Origin of the sequence: Streptomyces sp. NPDC056169, from assembly GCF_042268445.1 — a bacterium.
GTDB lineage: Bacteria > Actinomycetota > Actinomycetes > Streptomycetales > Streptomycetaceae > Streptomyces.
In genome coordinates this window covers 294,504-315,623 of the sequence record NZ_JBHJUO010000011.1, presented here as the reverse complement: position 1 = coordinate 315,623, position 21,120 = coordinate 294,504, and the positions used below count along the sequence as shown (strand labels likewise).

Below are 21,120 nucleotides of genomic sequence, written 5' to 3'. Positions count from 1 at the left end.
GAGACCGGCGTGGAGACCGGCGTGAAGACCCGCGTGAAGACCCGCGTGGGTCCGGATCCGGAGGCCGGGCGCGAACCGGACGCCGGCTCCGGACCCGAACCGGCCCCCCGCCGCCGGAGGGCCCGCGGCCCCCGCACGCGCCCCTTCGGCCTGCGCACCCGGCTCGTCCTCGCGTTCCTGCTCGTCGCCGCCGTCGGCTGCGGCACCACCGCCGCCCTCACCTACCGGGCCGCCCGCAACGCCATCCTGGAGCAGGTCCAGGACACCGCCATGTCCGCCTTCCGCGAGCAGGTCCAGGGCCTCGGCACCTCCCTGCCCGTCGAGGCCGACACCGTGAAGAGCCAGGTCCTCCTGATCGCCCGCCAAGGGAAGCCCCGCCCCTGGCGCGTCTACGCCGAGTACGGCGCTCTCCGCGTCTCCTCCGCCGACCGCCCCACCTCCTCCGTCATCACCCCCGAGCTGCGGGCCCGGGCCAACGCGTCCGCCGCCCCGCACGGCAGCTTCCAGCGCGTCGTCAAGAACGGCATCCCGTACCTGACGATGGCCGTCCCCACCGTCTTCTACGCCCTCTCCCCGAACGACGACGCCACGCAGCCCACCGGCCTCGTCTTCTACGCCGTCATGGAGCTCGACGAGGAGGAGGCCAACATCGAGGCCATGGTCACCGCCGCCCGCGACGGAGCCCTCCCCGCCCTCGCCGTCGCCCTGATCCCCGCCCTCCTCGCCGCGCGCGGCGTCCTCCGCCCCGTACGCGAGCTGCGGCTCGCCGCCCACAACATGGGCCGCGGCCGGCTCGACACCCGGATCCAGGCCAAGGGCAGCGACGAACTCTCCGACCTCGCCCGCACGTTCAACGAGTCCGCCGCCGAGCTCGAACGGTCCGTCGCCGAACTCCGCCGTGCCGAGACCCGCGCCCGCCGCTTCGCCTCCGACGTCTCGCACGAGCTGCGCACCCCGCTCGCCGGCATGCTCGCCGTCACCGAGGTCCTCGACGAGGACGCCGACTCCGGGACCCTGGACAGCGACACCGCCCGCGCCGTCCGGCTGATCAGCGCCGAGACCGGCCGGCTCGCCGTCCTCGTGGAGGACCTGATGGAGATCTCCCGCTTCGACGCGCGCGCCGCCGAGCTCCACACCGACGAGGTCGACGCCGCCGACTGCGTCCGCATGACCCTCCGGAACCGGCACTGGACCGACCCCGCGTCCGTCGTCCCGGACCTCGCCCCGGGCATCAGGGCCCGCCTCGACCCGCGCCGCTTCGACGTCGTCGTCGCCAACCTCGTCGGCAACGCCCTGCGGCACGGCGGCGCGCCCGTGACCGTCCGGGTGTACGAGGAGGGGGACCACTTCGTGACGGAGGTCGCCGACCGGGGTCCTGGCATCCACCCGGACGTCTTGCCGCACGTCTTCGACCGCTTCTACAAGGCGGACCCGGCCCGGACGCGCTCGGCGGGCAGTGGCCTCGGCCTCGCGATCACCCTGGAGAACGTCCGACTGCACGGAGGCACCGTGGAGGCCGCCAACCATCCCGGCGGCGGCGCCGTCTTCACCGTGAGGATGCCCCGGTGACCCGCCGCCGGCCGGGTCTCGCGGCCCTCGCGGCCCTGGCCGGGCTCCTGCCGCTGGCCGGCTGCGGCATCCAGGGGACCGACGTCGTCGAGGCGGGCGCCGCCGCGACCGTCCTCGTCGCGCCGAATCCCGGGTCCCGGATGGTGCTGTACTTCGTCGGCCCGGACGGCCGCTCCATGCCGGTGGCCCGTGACGTCGGGTTCGGGAGCCCTGACTCCACCGGCGAGGCCGACCTCTCGGGGAACGCCCGGGGCCACGCCGACGGATCCGGCACGGGCGCCGACCAGAAGATCCCGGGCGCGCACATGCCCGGCACCAAGGTGCTCTCCGCGCTCCTCGCCGGGCCGAGCGGGGCCGAGGCCGCCGCGGGCCTGACCACCGCCCTGCCGCGCGGCGTCGGCGCTCCGCAGGTCCAGGTGGAGAGGCCCGCCGGCTCGCAGGCCGGCCGACTGCTGCGGCTGCGGGCCCCGTTCAAGGTCACGGACCTGCCGCCGGCGGCCGTCCGCCAGCTGGTGTGCACGGCCGGCTACGCGGACGATCCGGAAGGCCGGACGGAGGTGGCCGTCGCCGGCCTCGACGGCTTCCTGGCGCCGGCCACCTGCGCGGAGACGCTGGGGGCGGCCGGGGCGTCGGGGGCGTCCGGGGAATAGCGCCCGGTCAGGACGCGCCTGGCCGTGCTCAGGCCGTGCTCAGGCCGCGCGCAGCTCCGCGAGGACCGCGTCCGTGAACGGCGGCCAGGCCTCGACCGCCCACGGCCCGAAGGGCCGGTCGGTGAGGGCCACGCACGCGGCCCGCGCGTCCGGATCGATCCACAGGAACGTCCCGGACTGCCCGAAGTGCCCGAAGGTGCGCGGCGAGGAGGTGGCGCCCGTCCAGTGCGGGGACTTGCCGTCGCGGATCTCGAAGCCGAGCCCCCAGTCGTTCGGCCGCTGGTGCCCGTAACCGGGCAGGATGCCGGTCAGACCGGGGTACGTGACGGTCATCGCGTCGAGGACGGTCCGGGCGTCGAGCAGCCGGGGCGCCTGCACCTCGGCGGCGAACCGCACCAGGTCGTCGACGGTCGACACGCCGTCCTTGGCGGGCGAGCCCTCCAGCGTCGTCGAGACCATGCCGAGCGGCTCCAGGACCGCCTGGTGCAGATACTCGGCGAAGGGGATGTCGGTCGCCTTGGCGACGTGGTCGCCGAGCGCCTCGAAGCCGGTGTTGGAGTAGATCCGGCGGGTGCCGGGGGCCGCCATGACCCGGTTCTCGTCGAAGGCGAGCCCCGAGGTGTGGGCCAGCAGGTGGCGGACGGTCGCGCCCTCGGGCCCGGCGGGCTCGTCGAGGTCGATCGCCCCCTCCTCGTACGCGACGAGGACGGCGTACGCCGCGAGCGGCTTGGTGACCGAGGCGAGCGGGAAACGCCGCCCGGTGGGGCCGTGGGTCCCGGCCAGGGTGCCGTCCGCACGGACGACGGCGGCGGCCGCGGTGGGGACGGGCCAGTTCTCGATCGACGCCAGGCTCGGCACGCTGCTGCTCTGCATGGGGCCGAGCCTACTTGCTTCGAGTGCACTCCAACGTTTTAGCGTGGGGGCATGAGCGCGATCGCGAGCACGAGCACGGCGACGACGACGGCGGCGATGACGGCGATGAGTACAGCGACGAGTGCGGCGGCGAGTACAGCGACGAGTGCGGCGGCGAGCACGGCCACCGGCACGAGCGGGACCCGGGCGCACTACACCATCAGCGAGGTCGCCGCCCTGACCGGCCTCTCGGCGCACACCCTGCGCTGGTACGAGCGGATCGGCCTGATGCCGCACGTCGACCGCTCGCACACCGGGCAGCGCCGCTTCGGCGAGCGCGACCTCGGCTGGCTGGCCTTCGTCGGCAAGCTGCGGCTGACCGGCATGCCCGTCGCCGACATGGTCCGGTACGCCGAACTCGTCCGCGAGGGCGATCACACCAGGGACGAACGACGGGAGCTCCTGGAGACCACCCGGCGGGACGTCCTCGCCCGGATCACCGAGCTCCAGGACACGCTCGCCGTGCTCGACGTCAAGATCGGCCACTACGGAACCGCAAGCGGAGGCACCCCCACATGACCAGGATCGACACCGTACGTCTCGGCGGCCAGGACGGCCCGGAGATCGGCGTCCAGGGCTTCGGAGCCATGGGCATCAGCGAGTTCTACGGAGACACCGACGAGACCGCGGCCCGCGACACCCTCGACGCGGCCCTGGAGGCCGGCGTCACCCTGATCGACACGGCCGACGTCTACGGGAGCGGCGCCAACGAGGAGTTCCTCGCGCCCTTCGTCGCCGCCCACCGCGACGAGATCACCCTCGCCACCAAGTTCGCCATCGAGCGGCGCGCCGACGACCCGGCGTACCGGGGCATCCGCAACGACCCCGCGTACGTCAAGCGGGCCGCGGAGGACAGCCTGCGCCGGCTCGGCGTCGACACGATCGACCTCTATTACATGCACCGCCGCGACCCCGACATCCCGTTCGCCGAGTCCGTCGGCGCGATGGCCGAGCTCGTCCAGGAGGGCAAGGTCCGCTTCCTGGGGCTGAGCGAGGTGACCGGGCCCGAACTGCGCGAGGCCCACGCGGTGCACCCGATCGCCGCCCTCCAGTCGGAGTGGTCGCTCTTCTCCCGGGACGTGGAGCGCAGCGCCGTCGGCGTCGCCGCCGAGCTCGGGGTGACCCTCGTGCCGTACTCGCCGCTCGGCCGGGGCTTCCTGACCGGGGCGTTCGCGGACGCCGGCAAGGACCTGACGGACGACGACTTCCGCCGGCACCAGCCCCGGTTCACCGGCGAGAACGCGGAGCGGAACGCCGCCCTGCTCGACCCGGTCCGGAAGATCGCCGCCGCGCACGGCGCCACGCCGGCGCAGATCGCCCTCGCCTGGGTGCAGCAGCGGTCCGCCGTGCACGGCCTGACGGTCGTCCCCATCCCCGGCACCCGCAAGCGCTCCCGCCTGGAGGAGAACGCGGCCGCCACCCGGATCTCCCTCACCGCGGCCGAACTGGCCGAACTGGAGCCGATCGCCGGCCTGGTGGCGGGCGACCGGTACCCCGACATGCGGTTCACGTCCCTGTCGCGCGAGGTCTGACACCGCGGTCAGGCGAGGGCTGAGGCCCCCGTCCCGGGAGGTCCGACAACCCCGTCCCGCGAGATCCGACACCGCCGTCCCGCGAGGCGGCGACCACGCTCACGCCAGCCCCAGGGCGAAGACCGCGAAGCCCGCCGCGAGGAGCCCCGCCACCGTGCGGCGGGCCGGACCGGTCTTCGTCCACGGGGACTCGAAGCCCCGCGCGAACCGCCCGATGAGGAGGAGCAGTCCGGCGAAGACCGGCATCCAGGCCAGCCGGGCCAGGATCCAGCCGACCGAGTCCGGCGCGCCGACCAGGCCGGGGATCTCCCCGAGGTACGAGCCGGGGATCGCCGCCGCGAGCATCGCCGTCTGGTGCCAGCACAGGATCGTCATCGCGGACAGGTTGACCACCACGACCGGCGCCCACAGCGCGGGCCGCTTCAGGAGCCTGCCGAGCCGGTCGCGGAGCAGGATCGCCGCACCGCTCTGCGCGGCGCCGAGGGCGAGGACGAGCAGCGACGGCGGGTGCGAGTTGGTGCGGGCCTCACCGGGGACGCCGACCATCGACGCCGGGTAGCCGAACCAGACGAGCAGGGCGGCGAAGAGCGCGGCGCCGCCGGCGAGCAGCGCCCAGGCGTGGCGCCGGGTGACCCGGCCCTCGCCCCACGAGACGCCGAGCTGATAGGCGAAGAGCCAGCCGGGCACGATGTTCAGGAGGCTCAGCCAGGACGGTACGGCGTCGGCGTACGGCCCGTACCGCAGGAAGTCGACGACGGCGACCGAGGCGAGCAGCGGCGCCGCGGCCCAGACGCCGAGGCGGCGGGCGACCCGGACGCAGTACGGGGTGAGCGCGGTGACCACCGTGTAGACCCCGACGAACCAGAGCGGCTGGATCACCAGCGTGGACGCCGTCCGCAGGGTGTCCACGGGCACGCCGAGGCCGAAGTGGAGCAGCGGGAGCAGCGCCGCCCACACGGCGGTGACCCCGAGCACCGGGCGGCCGAGCCGGGCCAGCCGGCCCTTCAGCCACTCGCCCGTCGAGCCCTTGCGGCGCCGGTAGGAGAGGACGGAGGCGTAGCCGCCGACGAGGAAGAAGATCCCCAGCATCTGGAGGACCCAGCTGACCGGGGCGAGCCCGGCGAAGGTGCCCAGCGGGCTGGCGTTGTGGAGGGCCCCGTCGGAGGAGAGGGTGAAGCCGCCGAGCAGCCAGTGCCCGGTCGGCACGGCGAGCAGGGCGAGGGCGCGGAGCCCGTCGATCGCCCGGTCGCGGTGGGCGGGGGTGCCGGACTCGATCGTCGATGCCGTCTTCCGGGCCATCGTCGTCAGCGTGCTCATCGGACGTCTCCCTCGGCGATCGCGGCGAACGTGCGCAGGGAGCTGGTGCCGGGCGCGAAGTAGCCGCCGTGGCCGGTGGCGTCCTCGGCCGGGACCCGGCGGGCCCCGAAGTCCGGGTCGGTGGGGTCGGCGCCGTGGCCGAGCCCACCGACCTCGACGTTCGGGATCCGGTCGATCCAGTCGGTCGGATCCTTCGCCGCCCAGACGCGGGCGGAGGTGCCGAGCTCGGCGACGTTCGCGGCGCGCATCCCGGGGGAGCCGAAGACCACGAGGTCCTTCGCCTTCAGCTCGTGTGCGGCGAGGCCGCAGACGACGGAGCCGTAGCTGTGGCAGAACACGGACGGCTCGGCGGCCCCGGCGGGCCTGACGGCCGCGAGACCGTCCACGAAGCGGGTGAGACGGTCCGCCCCGGCCTCGGCGAGCCGGCCGGTGGCCGCGTCCAGGCCGACGCCGACGGGGGTGGTGTACCCGGCCCAGGCGACGACCGCCGTACGGCCGCCGGTCGCCCGGTGCAGGGCCCGCGCCATGTCGGCGAGCGGCGTGACGTGGTCGGTGTCGACGTCGGAGCCGGGCACGATCACGGCGACGTGCTCGGCCCGCGCCAGGTCCCCGTACACGAGGGCGAGCTGCCCCCGGCCGCGCGGATCGTGGGCGAGGACCCGCGCCCCGGCGAACCGGCCTTGCGCGGCACGGTCGTTGGCCTCGTACCGCAGGGCCAGGGGGGCGCCGTCGAGGTTCCCGACGACCGTCGGGTGCGTCCGGGCCAGCTCGTGCTGTCGTACGGGAGCGAGTCCCGCGAAGAACCGCGCGGTCCCGGCCGGGCTCATCCCCTCGGGGTCAGGCAGCCCCGCATCCCGCCACGCCCCCGTCCCGACCGGGGCGCCGGTGACGGGCTCCTGGGCGTTCCCGGACGCCCAGCCGGCCGTCCCGGCGATCACGGTGGCCACCAGGGCCACGGTGGTCAGGGTCCTCGCAAAGCGGCGCATGGGGTCGCCCTCCCTCTCCGGTTCTCGCTCTTTCGTCGGCGAGAGGAAGGTAGGAAGACGACGGGTGACGGCACGTCACACCGGGGGGCCAACCGCGGGTTGATACCGGGGTAGGGGGTGGATGAGCAGCCAACCCCCCGGCGGGGGTGGGGTTTTCCCCCGGGTCGCGGACGCGGAGCCCCGGGAGGAGCCTCTGCGGGGCGGCTCAGGTCGTGCCGGGGGTCACCAGGCCCGACTCGTACGCGAAGACCACGGCCTGCGCCCGGTCGCGCAGGTCCAGCTTGGCGAGGACCCGCCCGATGTGGGTCTTCACCGTCTGCTCCGCGAGGACCAGATGCTCCGCGATCTCCTGGTTGGACAGCCCCCGGGCGATCAGCTCCAGGACCTCCGTCTCGCGCGGGGTGAGACCGTTCAGGCGCAGCGCCGTGGAGTCCCGGCGCGGGGCGGGCCGGGAGGCGGCGAAGTCGGCGATGAGCCGGCGGGTCACGGACGGCGCGAGCAGCGCCTCGCCCGCCGCCACGATCCGTACCGCCGCGATGAGGTCGGCGGGCGGCGCGTCCTTCAGGAGGAAGCCGGACGCGCCCGCGCGCAGCGCCTCGTACACGTAGTCGTCCACGTCGAAGGTGGTCAGCATGAGCACCTTCGGCCGGTGCGTGACGCCGGTCGGCGGGTGGAGGATCTCCCGGGCCGCCGCGAGCCCGTCCAGCTCCGGCATCCGCACGTCCATCAATACGACGTCCGGATGCGTCGAACGGGCCACGTCCACGCCCTGCCGCCCGTCCGGCGCCTCGCCCACCACGTCGATGTCGGGCTGCGCGGCGAGCAGCGCGGCGAAACCGGCCCGCACCATGGCCTGGTCGTCGACGATGATCACGCGGATGGTCACTCGGGGTCCTTGGGGGTCGGGGCCGTCGCCTGGCCGGTCACGCGGGCGCCGGGTCCGCCGTCAGCGGGAGCCGTGCGGCCACCCGGAAGCCGCCGTCCGGCAGCGGCCCGGTGTCCAGCGAGCCGCCCGTCAACCGTACGCGCTCCCGCATGCCGACGAGGCCGTGCCCGGTGCCGGCGGCACCGCGCTCCACCCCGGAACCCGCCTCCGCGCCCGGCCCGTTGACGACGAGGACCGTCAGCCACCCGTCGTCCGACGGCCGGACCGACACCCGGGTCGCCGCGCCCGGCGCGTGCCGGACGACGTTGGCGAGGGCCTCCTGCACGATCCGGTACGCGGACAGGTCCACCGCCTGCGGTACGTCCCCGAGGTCGGCGGCGAGCGACAGTTCGGCCGGCACCCCGGCCCGTACCGTCGCCTCCACCAGCTGCTGGACCCGGTCGAGACCCGGCTGCGGGGCCCGCTCGCCCTCGCTGCCGTCGCTGCGCAGCACGGTGAGCAGCCGCCGCATCTCGGCCAGCGACTCGCGCGCGCTCGTCGCGATGGAGGTGAACTCCTCGCGGGCCGCGTCCGGGAGGTCGGGGATGCGGTACGGCGCCGAGTCCGCCTGCACGGTGATCACGGACATGTGGTGGGCGACGACGTCGTGCAGCTCGCGCGCGATCCGCGCCCGCTCCTCCAGGAGCGTGCGGCGGGACCGTTCGGCCTCGCTGATGGTCTCCTGCTCGACGAGCCGCCGCTGCGCGTCGCCCCGGGCGCGGACGGCCGAGGTGAGGAGCAGCAGCACGCCGCTCAGGACGAGCAGCAGCGTGTGGAGGCTGGTGTCGCCGTCGGGGCGGAAGACCTCCAGGACGTACCCGGCCGCACCGGTCGCCAGCCAGACGCCGAACAGGGCCCGGCGGGACTCGCGCAGGCCGAGCGCGACCATCAGCGCGCAGTAGCCGACGACGACCGGCGCGGTCCAGGGCCACAGGTCCGCGTGGGGGCCGTCGGAGGAGATGAGGGGGAGCGCGCCGAGCACGTCGGCGGTGAAGATCACCCACCAGGCCTGGAGGGGCCGCGAGACGGCGAGCAGCAGCGGCGCGGTCTGGGCGGTGGCGAGGGCCCCGGCCAGGGCGCCGTTGACGCCGTAGTCGTTGACGAGAACGGTGACCGTGGAGGGCAGCAGCGAGGACACGAAGGCCACGGCGACGACGTACGGCAGCAGCCGCACCCACCGCGAGGAGGCCTCGCCGAGCAGGGGAGCGCCGGGGGTGGTCGGGGTGGAGAGCGCGACCCCGAGGCCCTGGAACAACTCGCGTGACCGGGCGCTGAAGCGGCGGATGGGCGGCTCGTGCCGCTGTTCGGTAGCCATGACCCGCCCAGGGTAGGCAGCACGTGTGGCGGCGGGCGTCATACCGGGGAGGGGGCCGCGACCCGATACCGGGGTATGACGTCGGGGCTCGGACGACTCCCTCGCCTCGGACGACTCCCGTCGCTCGAAGGGCTCGCGCGGCCCTGACGACTCCCTCGGCCGTGACGACTCCCTCGGCTCAGAGCTCCGCGAGGAGTTCCGCCTTCTTCGCCGAGAACTCCTCGTCCGTCACGAGCCCCGCCCGGTGCAGGTCGCCCAGGTGCCGGATCCTTTCCGCGACCACCCCGGGGTCGCGGCGCGCCGCGCCGGCCGGTACGGCGACGGGCGCGCGGTCCTTGCCCCGGATCGCCGCGAGGACCGCGGCCGCGAAGGGGAGGGACTCGTGCACCGGCCCGAGACCGAGACCGAAGACGACCGAGGCCGGGTCCCGGTCGGGCTGCGCGGGCCGGGGCGCGCCGTCCCGGGGCACCAGGCGCAGGTACCCGTCGAGGATCTCCGGCGAGCGCCACTCGACGCCGCTGAGCTCCCGTACCGAGAAGGTCTGGTCGCCGGCCTTCCACTTCTCCGAGGACGCGCCCGTCCAGGACCAGCGGAACGCGATCTCCGACGTCCCGTCGAAGCTCGCCCGCCCGTCGTACGTCTTGAAGGACTGCGGCCCCGTGGGCGCGGCCACCAGGAAGCCGTCGGTGGGCGTCACGACCACGGCGTCCCGCTCGACGTCGCCGCCACCGCCGTCACCACCGTCACCGCCGTCACCGGCGTCCCCAGGATCCCCGGGATCCCCGGGATGCACCGCGTCCCGCGGAAGCAGCGCCCGCAGCTCGTCCCGGTAGTACTCGGCGAGCGTCTCCCGGTCCGCCGGCAGCACCAGGCGGTACGGATCGCAGGCCTCCTTGAGCTGGCCCGCGGCCGCCTCCATCAGCGGATCCGCGCCGGGCCTGGGCACGGCGTGCAGCACGACGGTGCCCCGCTTGCCGGGCGTGAGCGTCACCGACGCCAACGCCTCGTGCGGTACTCGTCGTTCGCGCAGCGCGCTGAAGAGCTTCGGCGTGTTGCGGTTCCCCCGTTCGAAGCGGATGACGAGGGCATCGCTCTCGAACTCCCAGGTGGCATGAATTCCGGCCAGCACATCACCCATACGCCTCATCGTAAGCGGCGCGTGCCCGTGCGTCGCCCCTGTGAAAGGTCGGGAAATTCTGTGATCTACGCGCGTCAGGACCCTTCCGCCCCGGATATTCCGTGGTGGCAAGCGCTGTCGGCACGTGCGCAGATCAGCTCCCGGTACTCCCCGACCCCTATGGCCGCGAAGTTGCCGAGGCTCTCCGTACCCGGCTCGAAATAGCCGCCGTGGCCGATCGCTCCGCCCGCGGAGAGCAGCCGCGCGCCGAATTCCGGTTCCACCGGGTCGGCGCCGTGCCCCACCCCGCCCACCTCGACGTGCGGTACGTCCGCGATCCAGTCGTCCGCGTCCCGCATGGCCCACACCCGGGCCCGGGTGGAGAGGTCCGCCGCGCGCTCGACCCGCATGCCCGGGCTCCCGGCCACGGCGAGATCCGTCACCCGGGCGGGCAGCCGGGGCGCGGCGAGCCCGCACAGGACGGAGCCGTAGCTGTGGCAGAAGAGCGCCACCCGGGCGGTCCCGGGCAGCGCCGAGGTCAGCTCCACGAGGCGTACGGCTCCGTTCGCGGCGAGCCGGCCGGTCATCGCGTCGACGCCGACCCCGGCCGGCGCGGTGTAGTCGGCCCAGGCGATGACGGCGACCCGCGCGTCGGGGGAGGCCCGCCGCTCGGCGGCGAACAGTGCCTCGGCCATGCCGGCGGGAGCCGCGTACCGGCCGTGGGTCTTCTGGAAGGTGAGCAGGGTCGTGTCGACGCCGGGCACGATTACCGAGACCCGCCGGGCCCGCTCCAGGTCGCCGAGCACCTCGGCCGCGCGGCCCTTGCCCGTCGGGTCGAAGGCGAGGACCTGGCGGCCGGGCCGCATCAGGGAGGCGAAGCGGTCGTACCGGCGCCGCGCCTCGTGGCGGCCCTCGGCGGACAGCCGGGAGTCGTCGACCCGGCCCCGCTCGGCGGCGAGGGCGAGACCGAGCGTGTGCCGGTTGGCGCGGTAGCGGAGGGCGACGGGGGCGCCGTTGAGATTGCCGACGACGAGCGGGTGCCGCTCGGCGAGCCGGAGACCGCCGGCCGGCCCGAGCCGGGCGAAGAACGCGGCGACCGAACGGGCCGGGGTGGTGGCCGGGTCGGGCAGCGGGCGGTGGCCGACCCGGTCGCGCGCCCACGCGGCGAGCGCGGTCGCGCGGGACGGCCCGGGCTCGGGGCGGTGCCGGATCGTGGTCCACCCGGTGGTCGCGAGCAGCACGAACACGACGGCGAGCGCGAGGAGCGTGCGCGTCACGGCGAGGGCGGGCGAGGCGTCGGCGGAGGTCACGGGCCGCCACCCTACGGGGGCCGACACGAACGGCCCAAAGCCTGTCGCCGTGCACTTCGGAGCGGTACGGACCGCCTACGCGGTGTCGCCGAACCGTGTGACGCGCCGGACCGGGGGCGCTACGGTGCGTCGCCGAACCGCGTGGCGCGTCGGACCGGGGCCGCTACGGGGCGTCGCCGGCCGGCCGCGGTCGCCAGTGCGGGGCGAGCGCCGGGCCGAGGTGGTCGAGGTACCGCTCGGTGAGGGCGCGGATGGCTTCCAGGCTCTGGTCCGTGCCCCGGACCCACATCTGACCGGTCACCCGCATGACGCCGCTGAACGCCGCCACCGCGATCCGGGGGCGCGGGTCCTCGTCCACGTCGAGGCCCTCCCGTTCGGCGATGATCCGGGCGATCGTCTCCTCCGTCTCCGCCGAACGGCGCAGATGGACGGCGAGGAGCGCGGGCGTCGACTCGATCATCTGGAAGGTCCGCAGGTACTGCTCGATCGGGACGACCTCGGCGATCGCCTCGCCCGCGTGGTCCCAGGCGCTCAGGACGGCGTGGCGCAGGGCGTCGAAGGGGCCCTCGCCGGGCGGCCGCTGGGCGAGGGCGGTCACGAACAGCTCCTCCACCATGTGCTGGACGGCGAAGGCGACCTCCTCCTTGGAGGCGAAGTAGCGGAAGAAGGTCCGCTGGGAGACCTCGACGGCATCGACGATCTCGTCGACGGTGGTCCGCTCGTACCCCTGGGCCGTGAAGAGCTCCAGGGCGACCCGGATCAGCGCGTCGTGCGTGCGCTGCTTCTTCCGCTCACGGAGGCCGGGGGCAGGCACGGTCAACGCGAATCCTCTTCTCTGGCGTGTTTTCGGATGGTTCGTCCGAGTGCAGGGTACCTGTGAGCTACGTGACAGTTACCGGCGTGTGAATCGCTTTGTCAATTGTCAGTGACTGTCATTAGCCTCGTTCCCATGACTAGTCAGACCACCGTGGAAAAGGCCCCGCAGGGTCATGGGGGCGTCCGGGAACCCGTACCGGCCCCGACGAAGGGACTGCGCGGTCACCCGTGGCTGACCCTGTTCGCCGTCGCCGTGGGCGTGATGATGGTGGCGCTCGACGGCACGATCGTCGCCATCGCCAACCCCGCCATCCAGGCCGACCTGGGCGCCACACTGGGCCAGCTCCAGTGGATCACCAACGGCTACCTGCTCGCGCTCGCCGTCGCCCTGATCACCGCCGGCAAGCTCGGTGACCGCTTCGGCCACCGCCAGACCTTCCTCATCGGCATCGCGGGCTTCGCCGCCGCCTCCGGTGCGATCGGCCTCTCCGACTCGATCGGGGCCGTGATCACCTTCCGTGTCCTCCAGGGCGTCTTCGGCGCCCTGCTCATGCCGGCGGCGCTCGGCCTGCTGCGCGCCACCTTCCCCGCCGAGAAGCTGAACATGGCCATCGGCATCTGGGGCATGGTCATCGGCGCCTCGACGGCCGGCGGCCCGATCCTCGGCGGCTTCCTCGTCGAGCACGTCAGCTGGCAGTCCGTCTTCTTCATCAACGTGCCGGTCGGTGTGATCGCGCTCGTGCTCGGTCTGGTGATCCTCACGGACCACCGCGCCGAGAACGCGCCGCGCTCCTTCGACGTCCTCGGCATCCTGCTGCTCTCCGGCGCCATGGGCTCGCTCATCTGGGGCATCATCCAGGCGGGCGCGGACTGGGGCTGGACCGACGGCAAGACGTGGGGCTGTCTGATCGGCGCGCTGCTGCTCTTCCTGGTCTTCGCCTTCTGGGAGACCAAGGTCAAGGAGCCGCTCGTCCCGCTCGGCATGTTCCGTTCCGTGCCGCTCTCGGCCGGCGTGGTGCTGATGGTCCTGATGGCCTTCGCCTTCATGGGCGGCCTGTTCTTCGTGACGTTCTACCTCCAGGGCGTGAAGGGGCTCGGCCCGATCGACGCCGGTCTGCGCCTGCTGCCGCTGACCGCGATGATGATCGTCTCCTCGCCGCTGGCGGGCGCCCTGATCACCAAGTTCGGCCCGCGGGTCCCGCTGGTCGGCGGCATGGTCTGCACGGCCGTCGCGATGTTCGGCATGATCACGCTCTCGGACGGTACGAGCACGCTCGTGATGTCCCTCTGGTTCGCGCTGCTCGGCCTGGGCCTCGCCCCGGTCATGGTCGGCGCCACCGAGGTCATCGTCGGCAACGCCCCGCTGGAGCTGTCCGGTGTCGCCGGCGGTCTGCAGCAGGCCGCCATGCAGGTCGGCGGCGCGCTCGGTACGGCGGTGCTCGGCGCCGTCATGTCCTCCAAGGTGGCCGGTTCCTTCGCGGACAACTGGAAGGAGGCCGGCATCCCGGCCCCGGTCAACCCGCAGCTGGAGGAGGCCGCCGAGTTCGGCATGGCCCCGCCGGAGCTCGCGCAGGCGCCGGGGATGACCCCCGACCTCTTCGACAAGATCTCCGGGGTCATCCACGACACCTTCCTGGACGGCATGGGCCTGGCCTTCACCGTCGCCGGCGGCGTCGCGGTCGTGGCGGCCCTCGTCGCCACGCTCACCAAGCGCGGCGAGAACGCGGAGGCGGGCGGCATGGGCGGTCACATCTGACGTCCGCCGGATGCCCGTAGCCGGGTCCCTGCTCAGGGTTCCCGTAGGGGGCCGTCACCCGTTCGCGTGAACGGGGGCGGCCCCTCTTCCGTCGGTGAGTGACCTCCGCCATGCTTTGATTACAGAGAGTAATCAAACGGGGGTTCATCAGCATGTATACGAAGACGACATTTGCCACCACTGCCGTCCTGATCGCACTCCTCGGGCTCCTCGCGGCACCGGCGGCGGCCGGCCCGTCCGGGACCGCTCTCGGAGCCTGCGGGCCCGGGCGGCTCTGCCTCTGGCCCAAGCCTGACTTCAAGGGCCGGTCGCAGACCCACGAGCTGGCCACGACGGACGTCGACAGCTGCGTCGCCCTGCCGCCGGGCGCCTCGGCCCAGTCCCTCGCCAACCGCACGGGGCGGCCGGTGACGACGTACCAGTCCGCCGAGTGCGCCGAGGCCGGGGAGTTCGAGACCTACCCGGGGCGCGGGACCTGGGTGCCGCAGACGCCCTACGAGGTCAGAGCGTTCAAGATCTGGGAGCGGTAGGCACGGGGACGTCCGGCGCCCCGTCCGGCGCGGGCGCCTCCACCGGTGGGGGCGACAGCCGGGCGACCTCCGCGCGCAGCTCCCGCACCTCACGGGTCAGTGCCTCCAGGAGCTCGGTGTGCCGACGCTCCACCGCGTCGTCCCGGTCGAAGCGGGCGATGAACCAGGCCGCGATGTTGGCGGTGACCACACCCAGCAGGGCGATGCCCGAGAGCATCAGACCGACCGCGAGGACCCGGCCGAGACCCGTGGTCGGGGCGTGGTCGCCGTAGCCGACCGTCGTCATCGTGGTGAAGGACCACCAGACCGCGTCCCCGAGCGTCTTGATGTTGCCGTCCGGGGCGTCCCGCTCGACGTGCAGCACGGCCAGCGAGCCGAACATCATCAGCCCGACCACCGCGCCCGCCACATAGGTGGTGAGCGTTATCTGCGGGGCCATCCGGGCCCGCCGGCCCACGAGGAGGAGCGTGGACACGACCCGCAGCAGCCGCAGCGGCTGCACCATCGGCAGCAGGACCGCGAGCAGATCCAGGGGGTGGGAGCGGACGAAGGCCCAGCGGGCCGGGGCGAGCGCGAGACGGACCAGGTAGTCCAGGGCGAAGGCGGCCCACACGGTCCACTCGACGTGGGTGCACAGCCGGTGCACCCACGGGTCGGCGCCGGGGGCGACGATCGGCACGGCGTACGCGATGCCGAACCCCACGGCCAGCACCAGCAGCGGCACCTGTGTGCGCTCTTCCCAGCGATCCCTCATGCCGGGCATCGTAGAGAACGCCGAAGGGCGGCGAGACCGTCGGCCCCACCGCCCCTCACCAGGTGCTACGCGCTACGGACTCAGGCGTCGCCGCCCGCGGCGCCCGGGTCGGCGGCCGCCACGTCGAGCAGCTGGTAGCGATCCACGGCCTGCTTCAGGGCCGACCGGTCGACCTTGCCCGCGCGGGCGAGCTCGGTCAGCACCGAGAGCACGACCGACTGGGCGTCGATGTGGAAGTAGCGGCGGGCCGCACCCCGCGTGTCCGCGAAGCCGAAGCCGTCCGCGCCCAGCGAGGTGTACGTGCCCGGCACCCAGCGGGAGATCTGGTCCGGGACCGCACGCATCCAGTCCGAGACCGCCACGAACGGGCCCTCGGCGCCCCGGAGCTTGCGCGTCACGTACGGGACGCGCTGCTCCTCGTCGGGGTGGAGCAGATTGTGCTCCTCGACGGCCACGGCCTCGCGGCGCAGCTCGGTCCACGAGGTCGCGGACCAGACGTCGGCCCGGACGTTCCACTCCTCGGCGAGGATCCGCTGCGCCTCGATCGCCCACGGCACGGCGACACCGGAGGCCATGATCTGCGCCGGGATCGTCCCCGCCTCGGCCGGCTTGAAGCGGTGGATACCGGCGAGGATGCCCTCGACGTCCACGTTCTCCGGCTCGGCCGGGTGCTGGATCGGCTCGTTGTAGACGGTCAGGTAGTAGAAGACGTCCTCGGCGGCCGGGCCGTACATCCGCCGCAGACCGTCCTTGACGATGTGCGCGATCTCGAAGCCGTACGCCGGGTCGTAGGCGATGCAGGCCGGGTTGGTCGAGGCCAGCAGGTGCGAGTGGCCGTCCGCGTGCTGGAGGCCCTCACCGGTCAGCGTCGTGCGGCCGGCGGTGGCGCCGAGCACGAAGCCGCGCGCCAGCTGGTCGGCCATCTGCCAGAACTGGTCGCCGGTCCGCTGGAAACCGAACATCGAGTAGAAGACGTACACCGGGATCAGCGGTTCGCCGTGCGTGGCGTACGCCGAGCCCGCGGCGATCAGCGAGGCCGTGCAGCCGGCCTCGGAGATGCCGTCGTGCAGCATCTGGCCGGTCGGCGACTCCTTGTAGGCGAGGAGGAGTTCGCGGTCCACCGCCTCGTACTGCTGGCCCAGCGGGTTGTAGATCTTGGCGCTCGGGAAGAAGGCGTCCATGCCGAAGGTGCGGTACTCGTCGGGGGCGATCAGCACGAAGCGCTTGCCGATCTCCTTGTCCCGCATGAGGTCCTTCAGGATGCGGACGAAGGCCATCGTGGTGGCGATCGACTGCTGCCCCGAGCCCTTCTTGGCCGCCGCGTAGGTCTTGTCGTCGGGGAGGACCAGCGGCTTCGCCCGCACGACACGGGTCGGCACGTACCCGCCGAGCGAGCTGCGCCGGTCGTGCATGTACTGGATCTCCTCGGAGTTCCGGCCCGGGTGGTAGTACGGCGGCAGGCCGTCCTCCAACTGCCGGTCCGTCACCGGGATGTGCAGCCGGTCGCGGAAGCGCTTGAGGTCGTCGACCGTCAGCTTCTTCATCTGGTGGGTCGCGTTGCGGCCCTCGAAGTTCGGGCCCAGCGTCCAGCCCTTGACGGTCTGGGCGAGGATCACGGTCGGCTGGCCCGCGTGCGCCTTCGCCGCCGCGTAGGCCGCGTAGATCTTCTTGTGGTCGTGACCGCCGCGGCCCAGGTGCAGGACCTGCTGGTCCGACATGGACTCGACCATCGCGCGCAGCCGGTGGTCGCCGCCGAAGAAGTGGTCGCGGATGTAGCCGCCGGTCTCCGTCGCGTACGTCTGGAACTGGCCGTCCGGGGTGGTGTTCAGCTTGTTCACCAGGATGCCGTCGCGGTCCTGGGCGAGCAGCGGGTCCCAGGAGCGGTCCCAGATCAGCTTGATGACGTTCCAGCCGTTGCCCCGGAAGATCGACTCCAGCTCCTGGATGATCTTGCCGTTGCCGCGGACCGGGCCGTCGAGCCGCTGGAGGTTGCAGTTGACGACGAAGGTGAGGTTGTCCAGGCCCTCGCGGGCGGCGATGGAGAGCTGGCCGAGCGACTCGACCTCGTCCATCTCGCCGTCGCCGAGGAACGCCCAGACGTGCGACTTGGAGGTGTCGGCGATGCCGCGCGCCTCCATGTACCGGTTCATCCGGGCCTGGTAGATCGCGCCGAGCGGGCCGAGGCCCATCGACACCGTCGGGAACTCCCAGAAGTCCGGCATCAGTCGCGGGTGCGGGTACGACGAAAGGCCGTTCGGGTACTTGGACTTCTCCTGGCGGAACCCGTCGAGCTGGGTGTCGTTCAGCCGGTCCAGGAGGTAGGCGCGGGCGTAGATGCCGGGGGAGGCGTGCCCCTGGAAGAAGATCTGGTCGCCGCCGTCGCCCTCGTCCTTGCCGCGGAAGAAGTGGTTGAAGCCGACGTCGTAGAGCGAGGCGGAGGAGGCGAACGTGGCGATGTGACCGCCGACGCCGATGCCCGGGCGCTGGGCGCGCGAGACCATCACGGCCGCGTTCCACCGCGTGGCGTTGAGGACCTTGCGCTCGATCTCCTCGTTGCCGGGGAAGAAGGGCTCGTCCTTGGTGGCGATGGTGTTGACGTAATCCGTGCTGCGCATCTCGGGCACGGCCACGCGCTTCTCGCGCGCCCGCTCGATCAGGCGGAGCATGAGGTAGCGGGCGCGCTCACGGCCCCGCTCGTCGACGGCCGCGTCGAGGGAGTCGAGCCATTCCTGGGTCTCTTCCGGGTCGAAATCCGGGACCTGGCTGGGAAGGCCGCCAATGATGATCGGGTTGCGATCGGATCCGGGAGCCACGCTCTTCCTTCGCTGTTCGGTGGTGCCCACGGGGCCACGAAGTGGTCGGGATGTCCATCGTGTACCCCGTCGACGCCAGACGTCACATTTACCGAGGGGTAACCCCTAGGAGGCGCCCAGCGGTGTCTGCGGTGTCCTCCACGTGTTCGGATGTGTTCAAATCGCAACCTTACGCCCAACTCGCGCATGCGTTTCGTCCGGGCGTTCGGCAGACTGAAACCTCAGAAGTCCGTAAACCGGGATGAATCATGTGGGACTGATCACGAAGGGCGGTCCGAGCGTGCCGGAAGTTGGGGCGAGACGGCCCCAAACGTCACCGTTTCGGCGGTCTCAGCGGCCCAGTACTTGCGCGATGAGCCCCGGCACGTGTGGACTACGGCCAGCGCCGCGCGCATACGCGTGGCCCACAGCATTTTCCGAATGAGCAGGAGGCAAGCCGTGAGCGCGACCGCGGACCACGCGGAGGAGCGGACCAACCCGGCAGCGAGGCTGGGGTTCGAGCCTGGCCAGGTGGTCCAGGAGATCGGTTACGACGACGACGTCGACCAGGATCTCCGTGAAGGCATCGAGTCCATCATCGGCGCCGAGCTCGTGGACGAGGAGTACGACGACGTCGCCGACGGCGTTGTGCTCTGGTTCCGCGACGAGGACGGCGATCTCACCGACGCACTGGTGGACGCCATCGGTCTTCTGGAGGACGGCGGCGTGATCTGGCTGCTGACGCCGAAGACGGGCCGTGACGGCTACATCGAGCCGAGCGATATCAACGATGCCGCGCAGACTGCTGGTCTCTCCCAGACCAAGAGCATCAGCGTCGCCAAGGACTGGGCGGGCGCCCGTCTGGTGGCCCCCAAGCGCTGATCACCGTGTGACGAACAGCCCCCGCCGGTCCTCCGGCGGGGGTTTTCGTGCGCAGGCCGTAGGCTGGCCTCACCGATTCGGCCCAAGATCTGGGCCGGGTTCCGGCGAAGGGATGCGTGGCGTGGCGATGGCGATCGAGGTCGGCACCGAGGCCCCGGACTTCGAGCTGAAGGACAACCACGGACGCACCGTGAAGCTCTCGGAGTTCCGCGGCGAGAAGAACGTGGTGCTGCTCTTCTACCCCTTCGCCTTCACCGGCGTCTGCACCGGAGAGCTGCGCGAGCTGCGCGACAACCTCCCGGCGTTCGTCAACGACGACACCCAGCTCCTCGCCGTCTCCAACGACTCGATCCACACCCTGCGCGTCTTCGGCGACCAGGAGGACCTGGACTTCCCGCTGCTCTCCGACTTCTGGAAGCACGGCGAGGCCTCCCGCGCCTACGGCGTCTTCGACGAGGAGAAGGGCTGCGCGGTGCGCGGCACCTTCGTCATCGACAAGGAGGGCGTCGTCCGCTGGACCGTCGTGAACGCCCTGTCGGACGCCCGTGACCTCGGCGACTACGTCAAGGCCCTCGACGCCCTCTGAGCCGGTCGGGGACCGACATCTCCGATTCGCGGGGCGAATCGACTGTTTCGACCGGGAACCCGTCACTAGGATCCACTCGTTGATCCGATGCCAACGCACGACTGGGGCGCTGCCCCTGAAAACGTATGGAGGGACTCGTGGGAGTCAGCCTCAGCAAGGGCGGCAACGTCTCGCTGACAAAGGAGGCCCCTGGCCTCACCGCCGTGACCGTCGGTCTGGGCTGGGACGTCCGCACCACCACCGGTACGGACTTCGACCTCGACGCCAGCGCCATCCTGGTGAGCGAAGAGGGCAAGGTCCGCAACGACCAGGACTTCGTCTTCTTCAACAACCTGAAGAGCGCCGACGGCTCGGTCGAGCACACCGGTGACAACCTCACCGGTGAGGGCGAGGGCGACGACGAGCAGGTCAAGGTCAGCCTGGCGACCGTGCCGGCCGATGTGGCCAAGATCGTCTTCCCGGTCTCGATCTACGACGCCGAGAACCGCCAGCAGTCCTTCGGCCAGGTGCGCAACGCGTTCATCCGCGTCGTCAACCAGGCCGGCGGCGCCGAGATCGCCCGCTACGACCTCTCCGAGGACGCCTCGACCGAGACCGCCATGGTCTTCGGCGAGCTGTACCGCCACGGCGCGGAGTGGAAGTTCCGCGCGGTCGGTCAGGGGTATGCCTCTGGTCTGCGCGGTATCGCGCAGGACTTCGGCGTCAACGTCTGAGCCGAACCGTTCCAACCGTCCGGCGCCGCACCCTCCGTGCGGCGCCGGACGTGCCTCATCACCACCGGGGAGGAAAGATCACATGGGCGTCACACTCGCCAAGGGAGGCAATGTCTCCCTCTCCAAGGCCGCTCCCAACCTCACCAAGGTCCTCGTCGGGCTCGGCTGGGACGCGCGCTCCACCACCGGAGCCCCCTTCGACCTCGACGCCAGCGCCCTGCTGTGCAAGGCCGGCCGCGTGCTGGGGGACGAGTACTTCGTCTTCTACAACCAGCTCCGCAGCCCGGAGGGCTCCGTCGAGCACACCGGCGACAACCTCACGGGCGAGGGTGACGGGGACGACGAGTCCCTCATCGTGGACCTCACCCAGGTCCCGGCCCATTGCGACAAGATCGTCTTCCCGGTGTCGATCCACGACGCCGACAACCGAGGTCAGAGCTTCGGCCAGGTCGCGAACGCCTTCATCCGCGTCGTGAACCAGCTGGACGGTCAGGAACTCGCCCGCTACGACCTCTCCGAGGACGCCTCCACCGAAACCGCGATGATCTTCGGCGAGCTCTATCGCTACAACGGCGAATGGAAGTTCCGTGCGGTGGGCCAGGGGTACGCGTCCGGGCTGCGGGGCATCGCTCTAGACTTCGGGGTCAACGTTTCGTAA

At 72.3% G+C, this 21,120-nt stretch carries 20 protein-coding genes; 10 read left to right on the top strand and 10 right to left on the bottom strand.

Annotation, left to right across the window (positions count from 1 at the left end):
- Positions 1-33 precede the first annotated feature (33 nt).
- Positions 34-1,569 carry an ATP-binding protein gene (locus tag ACFC0G_RS20515; RefSeq protein WP_376405240.1) on the top strand — a complete coding sequence of 512 codons (1,536 nt, stop codon included), beginning with the start codon at positions 34-36 and terminating at the stop codon, positions 1,567-1,569.
- Positions 1,566-2,219: a hypothetical protein gene (locus tag ACFC0G_RS20510; RefSeq protein ID WP_376405162.1), complete on the top strand. Its 654-nt coding sequence runs from the start codon at positions 1,566-1,568 to the stop codon at positions 2,217-2,219. The genes ACFC0G_RS20515 and ACFC0G_RS20510 overlap by 4 nt, the downstream gene beginning before the upstream one ends.
- Positions 2,220-2,258: 39 nt before the next feature.
- Here the strand turns inward: ACFC0G_RS20510 and ACFC0G_RS20505 are convergent, their stop codons facing one another.
- Positions 2,259-3,077 (bottom strand): serine hydrolase domain-containing protein, encoded by an 819-nt coding sequence (locus tag ACFC0G_RS20505; RefSeq protein ID WP_376405238.1) that lies wholly within the window; start codon positions 3,075-3,077, stop codon positions 2,259-2,261.
- A gap of 111 nt (positions 3,078-3,188) precedes the next feature.
- Between ACFC0G_RS20505 and ACFC0G_RS20500 the strand changes: the two genes are divergently transcribed.
- Positions 3,189-3,650: a MerR family transcriptional regulator gene (locus ACFC0G_RS20500; RefSeq protein ID WP_376405236.1), complete on the top strand. Its 462-nt coding sequence runs from the start codon at positions 3,189-3,191 to the stop codon at positions 3,648-3,650.
- Complete coding sequence (locus tag ACFC0G_RS20495; protein ID WP_376405160.1) at positions 3,647-4,663, top strand: aldo/keto reductase; 1,017 nt, start codon at positions 3,647-3,649, stop codon at positions 4,661-4,663. Before ACFC0G_RS20500 ends, ACFC0G_RS20495 begins: the two co-directional genes overlap by 4 nt.
- Before the next feature lie 99 nt (positions 4,664-4,762).
- On the opposite strand, the gene ACFC0G_RS20490 is transcribed toward ACFC0G_RS20495, so the two are convergent.
- The 7 genes from ACFC0G_RS20490 to ACFC0G_RS20460 form a co-directional block, all read right to left on the bottom strand.
- Positions 4,763-5,980, bottom strand: a complete 1,218-nt coding sequence (locus ACFC0G_RS20490; protein WP_376405158.1) for an acyltransferase — start codon at positions 5,978-5,980, stop codon at positions 4,763-4,765.
- On the bottom strand, positions 5,977-6,966 hold the full coding sequence (locus tag ACFC0G_RS20485; protein WP_376405156.1) for an alpha/beta hydrolase: 990 nt from the start codon (positions 6,964-6,966) through the stop codon (positions 5,977-5,979). Before ACFC0G_RS20485 ends, ACFC0G_RS20490 begins: the two co-directional genes overlap by 4 nt.
- A gap of 205 nt (positions 6,967-7,171) precedes the next feature.
- Positions 7,172-7,852, bottom strand: a complete 681-nt coding sequence (locus ACFC0G_RS20480) for a response regulator (RefSeq protein ID WP_376405154.1) — start codon at positions 7,850-7,852, stop codon at positions 7,172-7,174.
- Positions 7,853-7,889: 37 nt separating this feature from the next.
- Complete coding sequence (locus tag ACFC0G_RS20475) at positions 7,890-9,206, bottom strand: sensor histidine kinase (protein WP_376405152.1); 1,317 nt, start codon at positions 9,204-9,206, stop codon at positions 7,890-7,892.
- Between the two features lie 178 nt (positions 9,207-9,384).
- Positions 9,385-10,344, bottom strand: coding sequence for a DUF4429 domain-containing protein (locus ACFC0G_RS20470; protein ID WP_376405150.1), 960 nt, complete (start codon positions 10,342-10,344; stop codon positions 9,385-9,387).
- Positions 10,345-10,418: 74 nt separating this feature from the next.
- A complete protein-coding gene (locus ACFC0G_RS20465; RefSeq protein WP_376405148.1) occupies positions 10,419-11,633 on the bottom strand; it encodes an alpha/beta hydrolase in 1,215 nt (404 codons plus the stop codon).
- 163 nt (positions 11,634-11,796) lie between these two features.
- On the bottom strand, positions 11,797-12,447 hold the full coding sequence (locus ACFC0G_RS20460) for a TetR family transcriptional regulator (RefSeq protein ID WP_376405234.1): 651 nt from the start codon (positions 12,445-12,447) through the stop codon (positions 11,797-11,799).
- Between the two features lie 135 nt (positions 12,448-12,582).
- Between ACFC0G_RS20460 and ACFC0G_RS20455 the strand changes: the two genes are divergently transcribed.
- On the top strand, positions 12,583-14,205 hold the full coding sequence (locus tag ACFC0G_RS20455; protein WP_376405146.1) for an MFS transporter: 1,623 nt from the start codon (positions 12,583-12,585) through the stop codon (positions 14,203-14,205).
- A gap of 152 nt (positions 14,206-14,357) precedes the next feature.
- Positions 14,358-14,735, top strand: a complete 378-nt coding sequence (locus ACFC0G_RS20450) for a peptidase inhibitor family I36 protein (RefSeq protein ID WP_376405144.1) — start codon at positions 14,358-14,360, stop codon at positions 14,733-14,735.
- Here ACFC0G_RS20450 and ACFC0G_RS20445 read toward each other — a convergent pair.
- Together ACFC0G_RS20445 and aceE are read right to left on the bottom strand one after the other, a co-directional pair.
- Positions 14,716-15,498: a potassium channel family protein gene (locus tag ACFC0G_RS20445; RefSeq protein ID WP_376405142.1), complete on the bottom strand. Its 783-nt coding sequence runs from the start codon at positions 15,496-15,498 to the stop codon at positions 14,716-14,718. The two genes, ACFC0G_RS20450 and ACFC0G_RS20445, sit on opposite strands and share 20 nt — an antisense overlap.
- A 71-nt stretch (positions 15,499-15,569) precedes the next feature.
- Positions 15,570-18,302, bottom strand: coding sequence for a pyruvate dehydrogenase (acetyl-transferring), homodimeric type (gene aceE, locus ACFC0G_RS20440; RefSeq protein ID WP_376405140.1), 2,733 nt, complete (start codon positions 18,300-18,302; stop codon positions 15,570-15,572).
- Positions 18,303-18,740: 438 nt separating this feature from the next.
- Here aceE and ACFC0G_RS20435 point away from each other — a divergent pair, with 438 nt between their 5' ends.
- The 4 genes from ACFC0G_RS20435 (at position 18,741) to ACFC0G_RS20420 (ending at position 21,120) form a co-directional block, all read left to right on the top strand.
- Positions 18,741-19,163 (top strand): DUF3052 domain-containing protein, encoded by a 423-nt coding sequence (locus tag ACFC0G_RS20435; RefSeq protein ID WP_376405138.1) that lies wholly within the window; start codon positions 18,741-18,743, stop codon positions 19,161-19,163.
- A 127-nt stretch (positions 19,164-19,290) separates the two neighbouring features.
- The gene (locus tag ACFC0G_RS20430) at positions 19,291-19,749 is read left to right on the top strand and encodes a peroxiredoxin (protein ID WP_376405232.1); all 459 of its coding nucleotides are present in this window, start codon (positions 19,291-19,293) and stop codon (positions 19,747-19,749) included.
- 137 nt (positions 19,750-19,886) lie between these two features.
- Entirely contained in the window at positions 19,887-20,462 is a 576-nt protein-coding gene (locus ACFC0G_RS20425; protein WP_026058190.1) for a TerD family protein, read from the top strand.
- An 82-nt stretch (positions 20,463-20,544) separates the two neighbouring features.
- The gene (locus ACFC0G_RS20420; protein ID WP_376405136.1) at positions 20,545-21,120 is read left to right on the top strand and encodes a TerD family protein; all 576 of its coding nucleotides are present in this window, start codon (positions 20,545-20,547) and stop codon (positions 21,118-21,120) included.